We start from the raw sequence: 18,109 nt of genomic DNA, 5'->3' as shown, positions 1-18,109 counted from the left end.
AGTGACCCGTGCCCCCCGTGTCCTACGCCCAGCGCAGGCTGTGGTTCCTGAACCGCGTGGACGGCCGGTCGGCGGTCTACAACTGCTCGCTCGTGATCCGGGCGAGAGGCGACCTGGACCGCGCCGCCCTGGCCGCGGCGCTCCGCGACCTGGCCGACCGGCACCACGTCCTGCGCACCGTGTACCCGGCGGTCGACGGCGAACCCGTGCCGCGGGTGCTCGACCGGCGGCCCGAGCTCGACGTGGCCGGGTGCGAGGAGGGACCCCGGCTCGCCGAGGCGCTCTCCGCCACCGTCGACCGCGGCTTCGACCTGACGACGGAACTCCCGGTCCGGGCGGCGGTGTTCACGGTGGCGCCGCGCGAACACGTCCTGGCGCTGGTGCTGCACCACATCGCCTGCGACGAGTGGTCCTGGCAGCCGCTGCTCGACGACCTGGCCACGGCCTACGCGGCCCGCGCCGCGGGGCGGGCGCCGCGGTGGGAGCCCCTGCCGGTCACCTACCAGGACTACGCGGTGTGGCAGCGCGAACTCCTGGGCGACCAGGGCGACCCGGAGAGCCTGCTCGCGACGCAGCTCGCCTTCTGGCGGGAGCGCCTCGCCGGGCTGCCCGCCGAGCTGGACCTGCCGTACGACCGCCCGCGCCCCGCGGTGGCCGACCACCGCGGGGACTGGGTGCCGCTGAAACTCGACGGCGAACTGCACCGCCGCCTGCTCGCGGTCGCCGCCGACCACGGGTGCACCACGTTCATGGTCCTGCAGGCGGGCCTCGCGGTGCTGCTCTCCCGCCTCGGGGCCGGGACGGACATCCCGATCGGCACCGCGGTGGCCGGGCGCCTGGACGAGGCGCTGGAGGACGTGGTGGGCTTCTTCGTCAACACCCTGGTGCTGCGCAGCGACGTGTCCGGTGACCCGACCTTCAGCGAGCTGCTGCACCGCCTGCGGGACGCGGACCTCGCCGCCTTCGACCACCAGGACGTCCCCTTCGAGCGGCTGGTCGAGGACCTGAACCCGGAGCGGTCCCTGGCCCGGCACCCACTCTTCCAGGTCATGCTGACCCTGTCCCGGGCCCAGGAGGGGACGCTGTCGCTGCCCGGCCTGACCTGCGTCGAGGAGCACCTGGACGGGAAGGTCGCGAAGTTCGACCTGTCCGCGGACTTCCGCGAGCACCACACGCCCGACGGGGACGCCGCGGGCATCGACGGCGCCCTGGAGTACGCCACCGGCCTGTTCGACCGGGCCACCGCCGACCTGATCGCCGACGCCCTGCCCCGGCTCCTCGGACAGCTCGTGTCGGCCCCGCACCGCCCCATCGGCGAAGCCGACCCGCTCTCCGCCGAACACCGCCACCAGGTCCTCGTCGCGTGGAACGACACCGCCGGGCCCGCGCCGTCGGCCACCGTGCCGGAGGTGTTCGCGGCGCAGGCCGCGCGCACACCGGGGGCGACCGCGCTGGTGTGCGGGACCACGCGGCTCACCTTCGCCGAGCTCGACGACCGCGCCGACCTCCTCGCGCGCCGCCTGCGCGCCGCGGGCGCCACGACGGAGCGGCTGGTCGGGCTCGCCCTGCCCCGCTCCGCCGAGTCCGTCGTGGCGATGCTGGCCGTCCTCAGGACCGGCGCGGCCTATCTGCACCTCGACCTCGAATACCCGCCGGACCGCATCGGGCACATGCTGCGGGACGCCGCGCCGGTCGTCGTCGTCACGGACACCGCGACCGCCGCGGCCCACGACTTCGGCGCGGTGCCCGCGCTGTTCGTCGACCGGACCGGGACACCGGCCGGCCCCGTGGCCGACGGCCCGAAGTGCCGCGTCCTGCCGTCCAGCGCGGCGTACGTCATCTACACGTCCGGCTCCACCGGCCGCCCCAAGGGCGTGCTGACGCCGCACTCCGCGCTGAGCAACCTGTACGCCTTCCACCGCGACGGGCTGATCGCGCGGACCGAGGCCACCACGCGCCGGCGGCTGCGGTCCGCCGTCACCGCATCGCTGTCGTTCGACACGTCGTGGGAGGCGCTGTTCTGGATGCTGGCCGGACACGAACTCCACGTGGTCCGCGACGACGTACGGCGCGACGCCGACGCGCTGACCGCCTACGTCCACACCGCGGGGATCGACGTCCTGGACGTCACCCCCACCTACGCGGAGCACCTGCTCGACGCGGGCCTGCTGTCCGGACCCCACGTGCCGCCGGTGCTGCTGCTCGGCGGGGAAGGCGCCGGACGGACGCTGTGGACCCGCGTCCGGGAGGCGTCCGGCACGCGCTGCCTCAACCTCTACGGCCCCACGGAGTGCACCCTGGACGCGCTGTGGTGGGACGCCGCGGACAGCCCGCACCCGCTGATCGGCACGCCGGTCGGCAACACCAGGGTCTTCGTGCTCGACGAGCGGCTGCGCCCCGTCCCGCCCGGGGTCCCCGGTGAGCTGTACGTGACCGGGCCCGGCCTGGCCCGCGGCTACGTGAACCGTCCGGGCGCGACCGCCGAACGCTTCGTCGCCTGCCCCTTCGCCGCGCCCGGCGAGGCGGGCAGCCGCATGTACCGCACCGGCGACCTGGTCCGCTGGGACCACCGGGGCAGGCTGGACTACCTGGGCCGCATCGACGACCAGGTCAAGGTGCGGGGCTTCAGGATCGAACTCGGCGAGGTGGAGGCCGCGCTGGCCCGGTGCCCGGAGGTGGCGCAGGCCGCCGTGGCCGTGCACGGGGCCGCCGGGGGCGACAAGCGCCTCGTGGGCTATGTGCAGCCCGCGCAGGACCGGGCGCCCGACCCGCGCGACCTGCGCAGGCACCTGTCCACGGTCCTGCCCGACCACATGGTCCCGGCCTTCCTCCAGGTGGTCGAGCGGCTGCCGATGACGCCCAACGGAAAGCTGGACCGGGGCGCGCTGCCGCCCCCCGACCTCACGCACCGCCCGGCGTCGCGCGGCCCTCGCGGACCCTACGAGGAGGTCCTGTGCACCCTGTTCGCGGAGGTGCTCGGCCTGGGCCGGGTCGGCGCCGAGGAGAGCTTCTTCGACCTGGGCGGCCACTCCCTGCTCGCCACCAGGCTGCTCGCCCGGGTGCGGACGGTCCTGGGCGGCGACCTCACCGTCCTGGACCTGTTCCAGGCGCCCACCGCGGCCGGCCTGGCGGACCGGCTCGCCGCCGGCGCGCGGCACGACCCGCTGTCGCCGCTGCTGCCGCTGCGGACGGGAGCCGGCCGGCCCGCCGTCTTCTGCGTCCATCCGGCCGCCGGCATCGGCTGGAGCTACGCGGGCCTGCTCGGCCACCTCGACGCCGACATCCCCGTCCACGGCCTCCAGGCGCGGGGCCTCACCGACGCGGCGGCGACGGGCCGGCCCTGGCGGGACATGGTCGAGGACTACGTGGAGCGGATCAGGTCCGTCCAGCCCGAGGGGCCCTACCGCCTGGTCGGATGGTCCTTCGGCGCCGTGGTCGCCCACCTGATGGCCACCGAGCTGCAGGCCGCGGGGGCCCGCGTCGACCTGCTCGCCCTGCTCGACGGCTACCCGCCCGCCGCGGTACCCGGCTACCGGCCCCTCACCGAGGGCAGCTCCGAGGCGTACACCGAGCTCCTGGAGTCCTTGGGGTACGACCCGCCCGCGTGCGGCGGGGGACCGCTGGGCCCCGACGACTACGAGCGGGCGCTCCGCCGGCCGGGCAGCGCGCTCGAACGGCTGACCCGGCCGGAGGCCGCCGCCCTGGCCCGGGTGTTCGTGGACAACGACCGGATCTACGGGGAGCTGGAGCCCCGCACGTACCGGGGTGACGCGGTGTTCTTCTCCGCCACCGAGGGCAGGCCGCAGGACGCGCCCGCGCCGGAGTCCTGGCGGGACCACGTGACCGGACGGCTCGACGTGCACGAGATCGCCTGCGCCCACGGCGAGATCACCCGGCCCGAGCCGATCGCGCGGATCGGCGCCGTCCTCGCCGCGGAACTCGCCCGCCTCGACGGCCCGCGGGCCGCGGCGGGACAGCGATGACCGGCGAGCCCCGACCGGGCGCGGTGTCCGGGCGCGCGTTCCGCCTGTTCTGGCTCGGGGAGACCACGAGCCTGTTCGGCAACGGCATCGCGGTGGTGGCGCTGCCCCTGGTCGCCGTCCTCACCCTGCACGCGGACACCCTCGTCGTGGGACTCCTGACCTCGGTCGCCTACCTGCCCTGGCTGCTCCTCGGCCTGCCCGCGGGCGCGTGGGTGGACCGGCTGCCGCGCCGCCCGGTGATGCTGGTCTGCGACGCCGTCTCCTTCGTCGCCTTCGCCAGTGTCCCGGCCGCGGCCTGGGCGGGCGTCCTCACCATCCCCCACCTGCTCCTGGCCGCCTTCGCCGGCGGGTGCGCCAACGTCTTCTTCACCACCGCGCAGCGCGCGTACCTGCCGACGCTGCTCGGCGACGAGGAGCTGCTGGCCGGCAACGCGCGGCTGCAGGGCAGCGAGTCGACCGCCGAGGTCACCGGACCCGGCCTGGCCGGCCTGCTGGTGCAGGCCTTCGGCGCCGTCACCGGGCTGCTGGCCAACGCGCTGAGCTTCGTGGTGTCCTGGCTCTGCCTGCGGGCGATCCCGGCGACCGAGCCGCCGCCCCCGGCGGTCCGGCGGCGGCGCCTGCGCACCGAGGTCGGCGACGGCCTGCGGTTCCTCTTCCGGGACCCCGTCCTGCGTACCCTCGCGCTGTTCAGCGCGGTGTCCAACATCGCGCTGACCGGCATGAGCTCCATCGAAGTGGCCTTCCTGGTGCGGACGGTCGGCGCCGGCGAGGCCGTGGTCGGCGCGGTGCTCACGCTGTGCGGCCTCGGCGGCCTCCTCGGAGTGCTGGTCTCCCCCCGGGTGTCCCGGCGCTTCGGCACCGCCCGCGCCGCACTGCTCTGCCAGGTGGCCGCCGCACCCTTCACCCTGCTCTTCCCCCTGACCGGCCCGGGCGCCGGACTCGCCTTCTTCGTCGTCGGCGGTGTCGGCGCCGGCGCCGGAGTGGTCGCGGCGAGCATCATCACCGACACCTTCCGGCAGCGGTACTGCCCACCGGACCTGATCGGGCGGATCAGCGCGAGCACGGCCGTGATCAGCTTCGGCGCCATCGCCGTCGGCGGACTGCTCGGCGGCGCGCTCGGCTCGGTGTCCGGTGTCCGCCGGACGCTGTGGATGATGAGCGGGCTGCAGGTCCTGTCGACGGCCGTTCTGCTGTTCAGCCCGATCCGCACCATGCGCGATTTCCCGGAATCCACGCGCGTGAATTCCTTGGAAGCCGCCGAAAAGGCCATGTCCTAAAGAGTCCTGGCCGTTTCCGCGCACCGCGAGAACCTTTTCCCGGAGTTGCGCGGACGTAGGATATCGACAGCAAGGCACAAGCGAACGAAGCTCATTGAAGCGAGGCTTTCATGCAGGAGAGCGGATCCTTGCGGAATCTCCCGGCGGCGGTCATGCTGCGGGACGACCTGGACATCGACCGGCTGAACGCGGATCTCGCGGAACTCGGGAACTCCGAATTCTGGGCACGGCAGCGGTCCTTCGAGGACGGCGTCGTCGGCGAGGAGTCCGACGTGGACTGGAAGGTCCTCTCGCTGCGCGCGCCGAACGGGGACGTCCGGCGGACCGACCCCGGCGGCCCGGGACGTGACGGGTTCGCCGACACCCCCCTGATGGCGAAGGCCCCCTACCTCGGACAGGTCCTGGCCGAGCTGGGTACCGAACTGCGCAGCGTCCGCCTGATGGCCCTGGCCCCCGGGGTGTCCGTCGCGGAGCACTCGGACACCCCGATCGGCCTGCCCTACGGCTACGTACGGCTGCACATCCCCCTGGTCACCAACCCCGGCGCGGTCCTCGTGGTCGACGGGGTCGAACAGCGGTGGCAGCCGGGCACGCTCTGGTACGCCGACTTCGACCGGCCGCACTCCGTGCGCAACACCGGTGACCGGGCCAGGATCCACCTGGTCGCGGACTGCGCGACCAACGACAGGCTGCTGTCGCTGTTCCCGGAGAGCTTCCGGGCCCTCCTTCCGGCCAGCGACATCGCCTACTACCGGCCCGTGTTGCCGCTGACCGGGCCCGAGCTCGACGAGTTCGGCTGCCGCTTCGCCGTCCCGCTGTCCTTCATGGAGTGGGGCCTGCAGGTGGTCGACGACGAGGAGACCGACCTCGTCGCCGACGTGGCCGCCGAGGACGGCGGGCTCGTGCTGCGCGTCGCGGGGCGCGCGCCGGTGGAACTGCTGCACCTGGGCGCCGGCGAGTTCCGGCTGCTCGGCTGGAGCGAGGAGCGGCTGCTCCGCCTCGACCTCTTCGACGACAACCCGCGGGTGGAGCTCTCCACCCGGTGCGGACGCCGGCGCCAGGTGGTCGTCCGCCCGGCCCACCGGCTCGCCGCGGCCTGACGGCCCGGCCCGTCGGCCACCGCAGCCCCCCGAAGCCCCGCAGCCCACCCTTTCCGACTACCGCTTGGGACAGTCATGCAGACGCTCACCGAAACGACCACCCTCGTCGAGCACGGATTCGCCCGCTACGACCTCGCCACGGAATTCGGGATCGCCGAATCCGACGCCGTGTTCCAGAACCTGCGCGCCGAATTCGCCGACCTGCCGCCGGACCCCTACGCGACCGAGGCGGGCCGCAACCGCCGCTACGCCCGCGGGGTGTTCCTGCCGTGGTCGCGGGAGTTCACGTGGATACCGGACACGCACATCGGCGAAGAGGGCTGGATGAACGGCTACTACCAGGCCGACCACAACCCCGAGTACGTCGGCGTGGTCCGCAAGCTGCCCGCCATGACGGAGACCGCCAGGAACAACCCGATCATCCACGACATCCTCTCCTTCGACTTCGCGCAGACGCGCTGGTCGCAGGACGACGCGGCCTTCCCGCTGCACGTCGGGGTGCACCTGATCAAGCTGGCGGTGGACGACCCCGGGCACGAGGCGATCTCCTCGCCCAACGAACTCCACCAGGACGGCGAGCCGTTCGTCTTCGCGCACCTGGTGTACCGCAGCAACGTCGTCGGCGGCGTGAACGTGATCGCCCCGCCGAAGTACCGGGGCCGACTGCCCGCGGACGTGCCCGCGGGCGAGGCCCTGGCCGAGTTCGAACTGACCGGGCCGCTGGAGTCCTACGGCGTCACCGACGAGAAGGTCAGCCACTACGTGTCCCCCATCAGGCGCGGGGCCGGACCGGAGACGGGCGAGCGCGCGGTCGTCCTGGTCGACTTCACCCCGATGCGGCAGCACATCTGAGCCCGCGCCCCGCACCACCCGACTGTTCGTGTGTACGTCCGTGTGTACGTCCGTGCCGAGCCGAGGAGGGCGAAGGCCCATGACAGACAGCCGATCCCGGGCGATGTCCGAGATGGAACTGCTCGACTGCACCTTGCGCGACGGTGCCTACGCCGTCGACTTCGAGTTCGACGAGGACTTCGTGGCGGAGCTCCTCGCCGGACTCGACGAGACCCCGGTCGCCCGGGTCGAGATCGGTCACGGGATCGGTCTCGAGGCCGAGCGGACCGGCATCAAGGCGGGGAACATCGACCACTTCGCCTGGTGCGACCTCGCCCGGTCGACGCTGTCCGCGAAGCCCTGGGGCATGTTCGCGCAGCCCGGCTTCACCCGGCCGGCGACGATCCGGCAGATGTGCGACCGCGGGATGTCCTTCGTCCGGGTCGGGGTGGAACCGGAGCGCGTCCAGGAGCACCTGCCCTACCTCCGCGAGGTCGCGGACGTCTGCGGCGAGGTCCACCTCAACCTGATGAAGTCCAGCGCCACACCGGTCGACCGGCTGCTCGGCATGCTCGACGGCGTCGGGCCGGAGATCGCGGGCGTCTACGTGGTCGACTCCTACGGCGCGATGACCCCCGAGACCGTGGAACGGTACGTGGGCGCGGTCGCCGACCGGTACCCGGTCGTCGGCTTCCACGGCCACGACAACCTCGGCCTGGCCAACATCAACACCGTCACCGCCTTCCGGGCGGGCGCCACCCTGCTCGACGGGACGCTGAACGGCATCGGCCGCGGCTCGGGCAACGCCGCCACCGAGTCCCTCGCCGCGATCAGCAACCTCCTGGGCGAGGACCGGTTCGCGTACGAGGAACTGGCCGCGCTCGCCGAACTGTGCCGGGTCAACATGCGGGTGATCGGGCAGGGGCGCGCGATGCAGGTCCTCGGCGCGGTGATCGGCATCCACTCGGGCTTCTTCCCCCTGGTCGAGGAGCTCGCCGTCAAGTACCGCACCGACCCGGCCCGGCTCATGGAGACCGCGGTCGGGGTGGCGGAGGAGAGCCCGCGAGCGGCCGACTTCCACGCGGCGGCGGCCCGCATCGCCGACGGCGAGAGCCCGCGCCCACTCCAACTGGCGAACTGAAAGAAGGGGGCGACGCCATGAAGCTCGCCAAGAGCGGCACCGGGCAGGACGTCCTCGTGGGCGTCGACGACCGCTGGCTCCCGCTGCGGGAGATCGGCGGGTACGAGGGCCTCACCCGCATCGGGGACCTGCTCGCGGACCGGCGGTTCGGCGACCTGGAGGCCCGGGCCAGGCAGCGGGCGGCCCGTTCCGAAGGCCCCGGCCCCGGCCCGGACCTGTCCGGCGCGGCCACCGTCGCCGACGGCGACGCCGTCATCTGGGGCGCCGGGCTCAACTACCGGCGCCACTCGGACGACCTGGAGACCGAGCAGCCCGCCTCCGGCCCCGGGTCGTACCTGCGGCCCGCGTCGTGCCTCGTCGGCAACGGCGGAACCATCCGGCTGCCCGCCCAGTCGCGGCGGGTGACCGCCGAGGCGGAGCTGGGGCTGGTCGTCGGCACCCGCTGCAAGGACGTCCCCCGCGGCGACTGGCGGTCCGTCGTCGCCGGGGTGACGGCCGTCCTCGACATGACGGCGGAGGACGCCATCCGCGAGAACCCCCGCTACATCCCGTGGGCCAAGGGGTTCGACACGTTCTGCAGCATCGGCCCGGCCCTGGTGACCCTGGACGAGTTCCCCGGCGACAGCCTGGACGCGATCCGGATCTCCACCGTCAGGAACGGAGAGGTGGTCGCGGCGGCGACGCCGCGCGACATGAAGTACGACCTGGGCTTCCTGGTGGAGTACTTCACCATGGGCCGGACCCTCGCACCGGGAACGGTGATCTGCACCGGCACCCCGGGCGCCGTCCCGATCAGCCCGGGGGACACGGTGCGGGCCGTGGTCGAGGGCGTCGGCACGCTCACCCACCCGGTCGGCTGAACCCGGAGGCGGGCGGGCCCGCCGCGGTCCGCCGGGAACGCCCCTGCTGTCTCACGTCCGTACGGCCCTGCGCGTCGGCGGCGAGTGGAACTGGAGTCACATGTCCCTGATACACGGATTCGAACGCGCGGTACGCGAGCATCCCGACGGCGACGCCGTGCGCACGGCGGACCGGACGGTCAGCTACCGGGAGTTCGACAAGCTGACCCGGATGTGCGCGGACGACCTGGGCGCGGACGTCGCACCCGGCGCGTTCGTCGGGATCGAGGCGGCCAAGGGGCTCGGCGCGATCACGGCGATGGTCGGAGCGCTCCGGGCGCGACGCCCGTTCGTGTTCCTCGACAGCCGCGACAGCGTGGCGTCGAACGCCGCGAAGGTCAAGCTGCTCGGCGTGCGCCGCCTGGCCCGGTCGCGGGACGACGGCGACGTGTACCTCACCGACGTCCCGGAGGCCTGGTGCCCCGACGGACCCCGTCCCGCGCACGGGCTCGCCGACGTCGAGGGCGAGCTCTGCTACGCCATCCACACCTCCGGGTCGACCGGCGAGCCCAAGTGCGTCCTGGTGCGCCCGGGCCCGCTCGCCGCAGTGGTCCGGGACCACGTCGAGCGGCTGTCCGTGGGGCCGGGCGCGCGGACCCTGCAGTTCGCCCGCCTCACCTTCGACGGGTGCATGACCGAGATCCTGTGGACCCTGACGGCCGGCGCCTGCCTCGTGGTCCTGGACGAGGCACGCCTGGCGCCGGGCACGGAGCTGCGGGACACCCTGGAGCGGTTCGGCATCACGCACCTCAAGACCACCCCGTTCGCGCTGACCGCGACGGAGCCCGGCGGCGCGCTGCGGCTGCGCCACGTGATCAACGGCGGCGGGGCCTGCCGCTCGGCGGTGGTCGCCAAGTGGTCCGCGGTGGCCACGCTGCACAACGCCTACGGCGCCACGGAGACCACGGTGTGCAACCTGCTGACCGGCCCGCTCGACCCGGCGCGGTGCCGTGCCGGGGTGCCCCTCGGCGACCTCGTGGGCGACGGCGCGTACCACCTGCGCGACCTCGGCGAAGAGGCCGCGCCCGCGGGAACCGGCGGCCCGGTGCGCCGGGGCGAGATCGTGATCACGGGGCCCGCCGTGGCCGCCGGATACCTGACCGACCATGGCGTGCGGCCGTTCGGCCCCGCGGGCGACGGCACGGAGTACCGGACCGGCGACGTCGCCGAACTCCGCGACGGTGAGCTGTACTTCGTGGAGCGCCTGGACCACCAGGTGAAGCTCCGCGGCTACCGCCTGGACCTCGGCGAGATCGAGAACACCGTGTGCCGGGCGGAAGCCGTCGTCGAGGCGGTGGTGACCGTGGAGTCGCACGACGGCGCGGGAGGCACCGCGGACGGCACAGCGGCCGGCACACCGACCGGCGCCGGGGGCGACGCACCGACCGGTGCCCGGGCCGACGCACCGACCGCCGCCGGGGGCGATACACCGGCCGACACCGGGGGCGACGCGCTGGTCTGCTACTACCTCGGCGACGCCGACCCGAGGGACCTCCGCCGCCACCTCGAAGGCGCCCTGGACCCGTACAAGGTCCCCTCGGTGCTGCACCGCGTCGAGGCGCTGCCGTACACCCCGAACGGGAAGGTCGACCGCCACGCTCTGCGGGGCCTCCGCGCCCGCGACGAGGGCGCCGCGTCCACCCCCGTGCAGCAGGTGCTCACCCTCGTGGGCCGCCTCACCGGGATCGACGACGCCGTCCTCGACGACAACTTCTACGCCCTGGGCGGCGATTCGGCGTCGACGCTGCGGCTGGTCGCGACGTTGCGCGAGCTGGGCTGGCTGGACGCCGGGGTGCGCGACGTGCTGCGCGCGCGGGACCTGCGCGCGCTCACCGACCAGTTGCCGCAGCGGAGCGTGTAGCGCGATGTGCGGCCTGTGCGGAACCTACGCGCCGGACGGCGGCCTCGACCGCACCGTCACGGCGACCATGCACTCCCGGCTCACCCACCGCGGACCCGACGAGACCTACTCGCTGAGCACCCCCGTGCTGACGGCGAAGCTCGCCCGCCTCGGCATGACCGCGCTCAAGGACGGCTGGCAGCCCGCCGAGGACGGCGGCGGACGGTTCGTCGCCGTCACCAACGGCGAGATCTACAACGCCGACGAGCTGCGCGACCGGCTCGGCCTGGCGCGGGCCGCCAACCGCGCCGACGTGGCGGTCGTCCCCGAACTGTTCGCGCGCCACGGGCCCGCCGGGCTTGCCCTGATCGACGGGCAGTTCGCCACCGCGATCCACGACCGCGTCGAGGGCACGCTGCACCTGGGCAGGGACCGCTTCGGTGTCAGCCCGCTCTACTACACCGAGGCGGACGGCCAGGTGCACTTCTGCTCCGAACTCGGGCCCCTGGTGCGCTCGGTGCCGGGCACCTGGCGCCTCGACCTCGGCGCCGTCGACCAGTACCTCCAGCTCGGCAACATCGTCGCGCCGCGCACCCTGGTGCGCGACGTCCGCGCCGTGCCGCCCGGGACCGTGGTGCGGTTCGGCGGCGGCGGATCCGAGACGGTCCGCTACTGGCGGTACGGCGAGTTCGTGACGGACGGGCCCGCGGTGACCGCGGAGGAGCTCCGGCACGGGGTGCGGCAGGCGGTACGCGACCGGCTGCGCGGGGACGTCGAGATCGGGGCCTGCCTCAGCGGCGGCTTCGACTCCTCCACCCTGGTCGTGGAGGCCGCCGCGGCCGTGGACAAGCCGCTGCGCACGTACTCGGTGGTGTTCGGCGACGCCCTCCTGGACGAACACCGCTTCCAGCGCGAGGTGGCCGGTGCCGTGGGCAGCGAGCACCGCGAGATCCCCTGCCTCCGCGAGGACGTCACCGCCGGGTTCGAGCAGATGGTGCGCCGCTGCTGCTACCCGCAGCGCGAGACGTACAACGTGGCGGCCCTGATGCTGTCGCGCGAGGTCCGGTCGAGCGGGCTGAAGGGCGTGCTCTCCGGGGAGGGGGCCGACGAGCTGTTCTTCGGCTACGACTCGTACGCGTTCGACGGACTCGGCCGTTCGCCACGACCGGGCCGCGCGGAGAACGAGAGCGCCTGGGGCCGGGCCGACTTCTCCTGGGAGGTCGACTGGCGGCAGGTGGACCGCCGGCGGGCGGACAGCCTGACGCCGGAGAGCGCCGAGGCGCTGGCCGGTCAGGAGTTCTGGAGGGACAGGCTGGTTCCGTTCACCGACAGCGAGGCCGCGGGGCTCACGCCGATGCAGATGCGGTCGGTGGCCGACACGTCCGTGCAACTGGGGAGCCATCTGCTCGGCGACCACGGCGACGCGATGCTGATGGCGCACTCCGTGGAGGGCCGGTACCCGTTCCTCGCAAATCCCGTGGTCGACCTGGCACTGCGCGTCGGCGACGACACCAAGGTCGTCGACTTCGAGGGAAAGGCGTGCCTCAAATCGGCGTACGCCGGCGTCGTCCCGGAGACCGTCCTGCGCCGCGCGAAGCAGGGGTTCACCGCGCACGGCCTGTCCGCCCTCGCCGACGACCGCCTCCTGGCCGGATGGCGCGACCTGGTCGCGGGCAGCGGGGTCTTCCGTACGGACGCACTCGAACGGCTCGCGGCCCACGGCGCCGTGAGCAAGGGCGACACGCGGCTGAGCGTGATCAGCATCAGCATGGTGATCGACGAACTGGGCCTCCGCGTGTGAGGACGCGGCCCTGCGCGCGCCGCCCTTCCAGGGACAGCAATCTTCAACGCCTTAACGAGACCACGGCAGAGAACACGGCAGAGAGGTCATCGAGTCATGCTCACCGAAAGCCAGATAGCGGAGTACCGCTCCCAAGGGTTCCTGCTCGTCGAAGACGCCTTCGACGCCGACGAGATCGCCGCCCTGCGGAACGAGGTGGCCGGCCTCTACGCGACCGAGCACCCCGGGCGGATCTTCGAGGAGGACGGCACCACGGTGCGGGGCATCCACGGCTGCCACACCACGGGAGCGCTCTTCTCCCGCCTTGTGCGGCTGCCCGAGCTGCTCTCCGCGGCGGAGGAACTCCTGGAGAGCAAGGTGCACGTGTTCCAGTGCAAGGTCAACGCGAAGCAGGCGCTGCGCGGGGAGGTCTGGCAGTGGCACCAGGACTACAGCGTCTGGGGCGCCAAGGACGGTATGCCGGAGCCGCGGGCGGTCAACGCCGCGGTGCTCCTGGACGACGCGACCGAGCACAACGGCCCGCTCCTCGTCGTACCCGGTTCGCACCGGAACGACGCGATAGCCCCGTGGCGCCCCGGCGCCGAGGACGCCTCCGGGTGGGAGGCCGACCTGTCGGCGAGGCTGGAGTTCGCCCTGGACGCCGAGCAGATGGCCGAGGTGACCGCGGAGTCGGAGATCCGGTCCGTCGTCGGGCGTGCCGGAAGCCTGCTGTTCTTCCACCCCTGCATCGCGCACGGCTCCGGCGCGAACATGTCGCCCACCGACCGGACCATGGCGTTCGTCAGCTACAACAGCGTCGACAACGAACTGCGCGACGTGCCCCGCCCGCGCCCGGAGTTCGTGGCCTCGCGCGACTACCGTCCGCTGGAGCTCGTCGACGGGGGCCTGATCGCATGAGCGGCATCGAAGGGTCACTGATCCGGGCCCTGGCCGACGCCCTCGACCGGCACCGGGACGCGGTGGCGGTCGTCGACGGCGGCGTCGCCCACACCTACGGCGAACTCGACGACGTGTCCGCCGAGATCGCCGGCGGCCTCGCCGCACGCGGCATCGGCCCCGGAGACGTGGTCGACGTGCACGCGACGCGTTCGTGGTCCCGGTGCGCGGCGGTGCTGGGGGTCTGGCGCGTCGGCGCCGGCGTCCTCTCCATCGACCCGGCCATGCCGCCCGCCTGGACCACCAAGCTGGTGCGGAGCGCCGACTGCGCCATGGTCCTGCGGGCCGACGAGTGCGCCCCGGTCGGGGCGGGGGTCGCGGAACACACCTTCCGGTCGATCCGGGGACCGAGGCGCGCCGAGGTCGCGACCGGCCCGGTCTGCTACGTCATCCCCACCTCCGGGTCCACGGGCGAGCCCAAGGCCGTCGCGGTGCCGCCGGTGGTCCTGGCGGACCTCGGCGCCTGGCACGTCCAGCGGTGGAGCCACGACCGCCCCCCGAACACCCTGCACATGTCGTCCATCGGCTTCGACATGGTGTACGAGGACACGGTGGCGACCTGGCTGGCCGGGGCGACCCTGGTCGTGGTGAACGACCACGACCGGCTCGACCCCTTCACGCTGCTCGACATCATCCGCGAGCACGACGCCGCCCGGCTCTTCCAGCCGGTGGTCGGACTGCACGGACTGGCCGCCGCCGCGTGTGCCGCGGGCGGGACGCCACCGAGCCTGCGGGAGATCTCGGTGGCGGGCGAGCAGTTGGTGATCAACGACGAGGTGCGGCGGTTGTGCGCCGGCGGCCTCACGCTGGTGAACCAGTACGGTCCGAGCGAGACCCACGTGGTCACCCAGTACCGGCTGACGGGCGACGTCACCGACTGGCCGGACCGGCCGCCCATCGGCACCGCGGTCGTCGACGCGGAGCTGCTGTGCCACGTCGACGGACGGCTGCGCCCGTTCGCGCCCGGCGAGACCCGGGAGCTGGTCATCGCCGGGAACTGCGTCGGCATCGGGTACGCCGGTGACGAGGCGCTCACCGCGCGGAAGTTCCGGGAGCTCGAGCACCGGGACGGCGGCGTGCGGCGCTGCTACTTCAGCGGCGACCTGGTCACGTTCGACGGGGCCGGGTTCCGCTTCGTCTCCAGGCTCGACGACCAGCTCAAGGTGAACGGCTACCGCGTCGAGCCGGGGGAGGTGGAGTCCGTGATCGCCGGGGTCACCGGGGTCCGCCGGGCCGCGGTCGTCGGGGTCAAGGTGGCCGCGTCCACCCAACTGGCCGCGTTCTACACCCTCGTGCCCGGCGCGGAGGTCGATCAGGAGGACCTGCTGAGCGCGTGTGCCTCCCGGCTGCCCCGGTTCATGGTCCCCAGACACTTCACGGAGCTGGACGCGCTGCCGTCGACGCGGAACGGGAAGATCGACCGGGCGACGCTCAGGGAGTCGTTCCGGGAGCCTTCGATGAGCCGTGGCGGCTGAGGGCGCCGGACGGCCACGGCAACCATGACAGCCGCTACGGCCAGGGCAACCATGACGGCCCGTGTCGTCAGGGGTTGAGGCGCTTCGGGTGTTTCGTCCACCCCCCGCTTTGGTGCCGGAGAACTTGGTGAACGGTGCCCGCGGTGGTTTCCGGGGCGGACGCCCACCACTCTGGAGGAGCGGGAAGGGAACGGCCGGACGGTACCGGCCGGGACTTCTCCACCATTCCTCACTCTGCGTCCCAGGAGAAGTCATGACGTCTGTCCGCGCGTTCGTGGTCGCCGCTCTCTGCCTGCTGACGGTCGGCGCCGCTGCCGGAACCGCTGCCGCCGACACCGGCCGTACCGACACCGGCCGTACCGACACCCGGACGACGTCCTCCATCGCGCCCACCGGCGACAGCGGCTGGGGCCGCTTCCAGGGGTGACCCGCGGGTGGGGGCGGGCGCCGGCGACGGCCCCGCCGAGCGGGAGGAGCGACCGCGCCCGGCCCGGCGGAGCCGCGCGCCCGCCGAACCGGGCCCGGCGGGCAGGCTGAATATACGGCTGCCGGGACCGGCACCGGGGCGGCAGAATCCTCGCCACGGGCAGGCTGCCGGGCCAAGGCCACGGCCAAGGCCGCGGTGTCGGTTCAAGGCCAAGGCCAAGGCCGAGGTGTCGGATCAAGGCCGCGGCCGCGGGCGCCCAGGTGGCCGCCGCTCCCTTCCCCGGTGTGTCCGGGAGCCCTGCTACACCTCATCCACCCCGCATCGCCCGGACGTGCGGCGAGATCGGAGAACCGTGCCCGGAGAGCGAGGCCTCAGCCAGCCGATGCAGTCCTTCGTCGAAGAGCTGGCCTTGTGCGTGGCGGCCAACGGGACCAAGGGGCCCGCCCTGCTGTGGCCCGAGGACCCCACGACCCTGTCGGCCCTGCTCGGCCTCGGCCGGCCGGCCGAGCCCGAGCAGGGCGCCGGTCCCTCCGTGCGGGGCCGGCCAGGCACGGAGGAACTGGCGGCGGCGCTGGGCCGCAAGTTACATCTGCGGGTGCGCTACTCCTACCGCTTCCTGGCGGCCGGTTCCCACGTCGCGGAGGGCGGGCCGCGGGGCGCCGAGTCCACGGTCACGGTCCTGGAAGGGGCCTGCCGCTGCGTCCTGTCGCGCATCGGTGAGGACCCGGCACCCGGCCCCCCGCACCCGCTGGGCATGCGGCTGCGTTCCGGCGGCACCCTCTTCGTGCCCCGGGACCACACCTACCGGCTGTCGGAGGTCCACGTCCCGACCACCCTGCTGGAACTCCACCTGGAGTGCCTGGACTGACGGCCCGCGCCCCCGCGGGACGGCCACCGGATCAGGCCGGGGCCGCCGTGCCCTCCGCCCCCGCCCCCGAGCGGACGCCGTCCTCACCACCCTCGTCATCACCATCGTCATCGTCATCCAGCAACCCCCTCGCCGACACCGCGACCCCGGCCTGGAAACGGCTCTGGACGCCGAGCACCTGCATGATGTCCGCGATGTGCTTGCGGGTCGTACGCAGCGACATGCCGAGGCGCCGCGCGATGGTCTCGTCCTTCAGCCCGGCCGCCAGCAGCCGCAGGATGGTGCGGTCCAGGTCCTTGGCGACCGCCTCCAGGCCGTCGGCGGCCGCGTCGGAGAACGGCTGGGCCTGCGACCACATCTGCTCGAACAGCTCGTACAGGAAGTGCACCACCGACGGCTCGCGCACCACCACCGCGCCCAGCCGGTCGTTGCGGTTGGCCATGAACGCCAGTTCCCGGTCGAAGATGATCACGCGGCCGACGAGCTGATGGGCGGTCCGGTACTCGCCGCCCAGCGCGCTCATCGTGGCCACGTACGCCTGGCTGGGGCTGTTGAACCGGGCGGTGTGGTGGTAGAGGGTGCGCATCCGCACCCCCCGGGCGAGGAGCTGGCTGTCCCGGAGCAGGGCGTCCTGGAGCACTTCGGGCGGGCGGGTGCCGCCGGGCTGCACGGTGACCATGTCCTCCCGGCACTGCTCGGCCGCCCGGGTCAGCGCGGCCCGCACCTGGGTGAGGCCGGGGATGGCCTCCACGTCCCTGAAGGCGCCGTTCCGCCCCTCCTCGTAGTCGGACGCCAGCCGGGCGAACTGGTCGCGGAAGACGCGCAGCCGCGTCTGCTGTTCCGCGATGGCCCGCTCCACCGGCGCGGTGGCCACCGAGGCGACGAGGTGCGGGTCGACGGCCCACAGCCGGTCGTCCCCCTCCTCGCCCCGCTGCACCAGGCCGACGCGGACGAGGTAGTCCACCGCACCGCGCACCGCTCTCTCGCCGACCCCCGTCTCCTCGGCCGTCCGGACGGGATCGAGCTGGCCGTGCAGGGCCAGCCAGCGGTAGACGGCCACCACCTCGGCACTGAGCGTGTCCTCCACGGTTAATACGTCGTCACCATCGGTCTGCCGCGTGCCCATCAGTCCTCCAGGTCCCTGCCCGTAGCGGTGGTCGTGCCTGCGGTCGTCGATCAGCTTCTGTGCCTCTGTGCCTCCGAAGAGCCGGAGGCAGGGGAATCGGTTGCTCCACGAGCCCGAGGAGGCACCCCCACCCACACCAGCCCCCCGACCCCGACAGCACGCCCCCTCTCCCACCGCGGCCCCGCCGCCACGATGACACGCCGGCGCACCCACCCCGAGGCGGCGCAAGCCCCGCCAGCGTACGGACCCGCCGACACGGAGGGCCGGGGTCCGCTTGGTTCACCCCGGCGATGTGCCATCCCGTGACGGATGAGGGGCCCGGGTGGGTGTCCGGGCTCGCGAGCCACATGTGCCAGGGCCCGGGCGGGGTGTCCCGTGCTAACGTGGGGTGTTTGCGGCGTGGCC

At 73.4% G+C, this 18,109-nt stretch carries 13 protein-coding genes; 12 read left to right on the top strand and 1 reads right to left on the bottom strand.

Translation table 11 applies throughout. The features are described 5' to 3' along the window. Positions 1-8: 8 nt before the first annotated feature. From QK440_RS20245 to QK440_RS20190, 12 genes are all read left to right on the top strand, one after another. Positions 9-3,983, top strand: a complete 3,975-nt coding sequence (locus tag QK440_RS20245; protein ID WP_282794566.1) for a non-ribosomal peptide synthetase — start codon at positions 9-11, stop codon at positions 3,981-3,983. Next, on the top strand, positions 3,980-5,260 hold the full coding sequence (locus QK440_RS20240) for an MFS transporter (RefSeq protein ID WP_282794565.1): 1,281 nt from the start codon (positions 3,980-3,982) through the stop codon (positions 5,258-5,260). Before QK440_RS20245 ends, QK440_RS20240 begins: the two co-directional genes overlap by 4 nt. Before the next feature lie 128 nt (positions 5,261-5,388). Continuing rightward, positions 5,389-6,360, top strand: a complete 972-nt coding sequence (locus QK440_RS20235; protein WP_282794564.1) for an aspartyl/asparaginyl beta-hydroxylase domain-containing protein — start codon at positions 5,389-5,391, stop codon at positions 6,358-6,360. Positions 6,361-6,435: 75 nt separating this feature from the next. Then, positions 6,436-7,212, top strand: coding sequence for a 2OG-Fe dioxygenase family protein (locus tag QK440_RS20230; RefSeq protein WP_282794563.1), 777 nt, complete (start codon positions 6,436-6,438; stop codon positions 7,210-7,212). A 79-nt stretch (positions 7,213-7,291) separates the two neighbouring features. After that, the gene (locus QK440_RS20225) at positions 7,292-8,332 is read left to right on the top strand and encodes a hypothetical protein (protein ID WP_282794562.1); all 1,041 of its coding nucleotides are present in this window, start codon (positions 7,292-7,294) and stop codon (positions 8,330-8,332) included. 17 nt (positions 8,333-8,349) lie between these two features. Beyond that, complete coding sequence (locus tag QK440_RS20220) at positions 8,350-9,192, top strand: fumarylacetoacetate hydrolase family protein (RefSeq protein ID WP_282794561.1); 843 nt, start codon at positions 8,350-8,352, stop codon at positions 9,190-9,192. A gap of 100 nt (positions 9,193-9,292) precedes the next feature. Beyond that, positions 9,293-11,092 (top strand): non-ribosomal peptide synthetase, encoded by a 1,800-nt coding sequence (locus tag QK440_RS20215; RefSeq protein ID WP_282794560.1) that lies wholly within the window; start codon positions 9,293-9,295, stop codon positions 11,090-11,092. Between the two features lie 4 nt (positions 11,093-11,096). Next, on the top strand, positions 11,097-12,872 hold the full coding sequence (gene asnB / locus QK440_RS20210) for an asparagine synthase (glutamine-hydrolyzing) (protein WP_282794559.1): 1,776 nt from the start codon (positions 11,097-11,099) through the stop codon (positions 12,870-12,872). A 96-nt stretch (positions 12,873-12,968) separates the two neighbouring features. After that, positions 12,969-13,769 carry a phytanoyl-CoA dioxygenase family protein gene (locus QK440_RS20205; protein ID WP_282794558.1) on the top strand — a complete coding sequence of 267 codons (801 nt, stop codon included), beginning with the start codon at positions 12,969-12,971 and terminating at the stop codon, positions 13,767-13,769. Next, positions 13,766-15,283, top strand: coding sequence for an AMP-binding protein (locus tag QK440_RS20200; RefSeq protein ID WP_282794557.1), 1,518 nt, complete (start codon positions 13,766-13,768; stop codon positions 15,281-15,283). Before QK440_RS20205 ends, QK440_RS20200 begins: the two co-directional genes overlap by 4 nt. 253 nt (positions 15,284-15,536) lie before the next feature. Continuing rightward, positions 15,537-15,710 carry a hypothetical protein gene (locus QK440_RS20195; RefSeq protein WP_282794556.1) on the top strand — a complete coding sequence of 58 codons (174 nt, stop codon included), beginning with the start codon at positions 15,537-15,539 and terminating at the stop codon, positions 15,708-15,710. Between the two features lie 352 nt (positions 15,711-16,062). Beyond that, entirely contained in the window at positions 16,063-16,578 is a 516-nt protein-coding gene (locus QK440_RS20190) for a hypothetical protein (protein ID WP_282794555.1), read from the top strand. Between the two features lie 31 nt (positions 16,579-16,609). On the opposite strand, the gene QK440_RS20185 is transcribed toward QK440_RS20190, so the two are convergent. Next, the gene (locus QK440_RS20185) at positions 16,610-17,704 is read right to left on the bottom strand and encodes a LuxR family transcriptional regulator (protein ID WP_282794554.1); all 1,095 of its coding nucleotides are present in this window, start codon (positions 17,702-17,704) and stop codon (positions 16,610-16,612) included. Between the last annotated feature and the right edge of the window lie 405 nt (positions 17,705-18,109).

This window comes from Streptomyces sp. CC224B (assembly GCF_030010595.1).
In the GTDB taxonomy this organism is placed as follows: Bacteria; Actinomycetota; Actinomycetes; order Streptomycetales; family Streptomycetaceae; genus Streptomyces; species Streptomyces longispororuber.
The sequence above is the reverse complement of the archived record's forward strand: the minus strand, read 5'-3'. Positions and strand labels throughout refer to the sequence as shown.